The sequence below is a fragment of the Allobosea sp. CER48 genome, from assembly GCF_044752385.1.
Taxonomy (GTDB): domain Bacteria; phylum Pseudomonadota; class Alphaproteobacteria; order Rhizobiales; family Beijerinckiaceae; genus Allobosea.
In genome coordinates, this window is sequence record NZ_JBIWYK010000512.1 from 1 (window position 1) to 2,054 (window position 2,054).

1 protein-coding gene and 1 pseudogene are annotated in these 2,054 nt (G+C 67.3%); one reads left to right on the top strand and one right to left on the bottom strand.

Translation table 11 applies throughout. The annotated features are described in order from the left end of the window. Nucleotides 1–319: pseudogene (locus tag ACIPIA_RS14965) on the top strand (hypothetical protein); the annotation flags it as partial. Here the strand turns inward: ACIPIA_RS14965 and ACIPIA_RS14970 are convergent. After that, nucleotides 320–2,054: S9 family peptidase (locus tag ACIPIA_RS14970; RefSeq protein ID WP_400510694.1), on the bottom strand; the 1,735-nt coding region annotated here is incomplete at its 5' end.

The following is a 2,054-nucleotide window of genomic DNA, read 5'->3' on the forward strand; positions in this document are numbered from 1 at the left end:
TGCGGAGCCGGTTGCAGCGGAGCCTGCGGCGGAGGCGGGCGAGGCGGTGGCTTCCGATGTCGCCGAAGCCGATGTTCAGGAGCCGGCCGCCACATCGGAGGCTTCCGAGCATGCGACTGAGGAGGAGCCGGCCGCCTCGGCGGAGCGTCCGGCTTCCGACGAGGGCATCGTCGGCGCCTATCAGGTCGGAGACGCCCATTTCACGATCTATGCAGACGGCTCGATCCGGGCGCGGACGCCTGACGGCGAATTCAGCTTCGCCTCGATGGACGAGCTCAAGGCCTATCTCGCGAGCGAGAAGAACCGGCTGGGCGCCTGATCAGGCGCCGGCGCCCGTCACCTCCGGCCAGCCTTCGCCGACCGCCTGGATGGCGAAGGCATAGGCGAGGGCGGTTTCCTTCAGCGAATCGAACCGCCCGGCGGCGCCGGCATGGCCGGCCTCCATATTGGTGTGCAGCATGATCGGGCCGCCGCCGTTCATCGTGGCGCGCAGCCGCGCCACCCACTTCGCCGGCTCCCAATAGGTCACGCGCGGATCGGTCAGCCCACCCATCGCCAGGATCGGCGGATAATCCTGCGCCGCGACGTTGTCGTAGGGCGAATAGCTGCGGATGGTCTCGAAGGCCTTCACGTCGCGGATCGGATCTCCCCATTCCGGCCATTCCGGCGGCGTCAGCGGCAGCGTGTCGTCGAGGATGGTGTTGAGCACGTCGACGAAGGGCACCTCCGCGATGATACCGGCGAAAAGCTCCGGCGCCATGTTCGCGACCGCGCCCATCAGCATACCGCCGGCACTGCCGCCCTCGGCGACGATGCGGCGCCGAGCGGTGAAGCCGGCATCGGCCAGCGCTTCGGCCGCTGCGATGAAATCTGTGAAGGTGTTCAGCTTGTTCTCGCGCTTGCCGTCGAGATACCAGCGCCAGCCCTTGTCCGTCCCGCCGCGGACATGGGCGATCGCATAGACGAAGCCGCGGTCGACGAGGCTGAGCGGCCTGGTCCGGAACGAGGCCGACATTGCCGAGCCATAGGAGCCGTATCCGTAGAGCAGGCAGGGCGCGGAGCCGTCGAGCGGCAGGTCGGCGCGGTGGAGGATCGAGATCGGTACGCGCTGGCCATCCCTGGCGGTGGCAAAGATGCGGCGCACCTTGTACGCGGCGGGGTCGTGGCCGGACGGTATCTCCTGCCGCTTCAGCAGCGTGCGCTGCCCGGTGGAGATGTCGTAGTCGTAGGTTTCGGCCGGGCGCGCCATCGAGGCGTAGATGAAACGCAGCGTATCGGTGTCGAACTCGTAGCCTGGGTCCATGCCGAGGCCGTAGGCCTCCTCGTCGAAGGCGATGCTGCTTTCGGCGCCGCTGGCAAGGTCGCGGATGACGATCCGTGGCAAGCCGTCCTCGCGCTCAAGCCGGACAAGCCGCCCCTTCAGGCAGAGATGGCTGATGATCAGCCGCCCGGCCCTGTGCGGGATGAGATCTCGCCAACAGTCGGCGGCAGGCTGTGCCACCGGGGTGCTGACGATCTTGAAATCCTCGGCATCCCCGGCATTCGTCAGGATCAGGAAATCGTCGCCGTGATGCTCCAGACCATATTGCCGGCCGACCTCGCGCGGCGCGATCAGGACAGGTCTGGCCGCGGCGTCGTCGAGATCGACCACGCGCGTCTCGGAGGTCTCGTGGTCGCTGATGGTGATCAGCAGGAAGCGCCCCGACTGCGTCCGGTCGATATCGACGAACATGCCGGCATCGGCTTCGTCATGCAGCAATTCGTCGCTCCCGGCGGGGGCGCCGAGGCGATGACGCAGGACGCGGGAGGGGCGATGATCGGCATCCAGAGCGACATAGAAGAAGGAGCGCGAGTCGTTGCCCCAGACGATGTCGCCCGTCGTGTCCCGGACTTCGTCCGGCAGGTCCTCGCCGGATTGGAGGTCGCGGATGCGGATCGTGTGCAGTTCCGAGCCAGCCTCGTCTGCGCTCCAGCCGAGCAGGCGGTGATCCGGGCTGTGCGCAGTATCGCCAAGATCAAAGTACTCCTTCCCTTGCGACAGGGCGTCGGCGTCC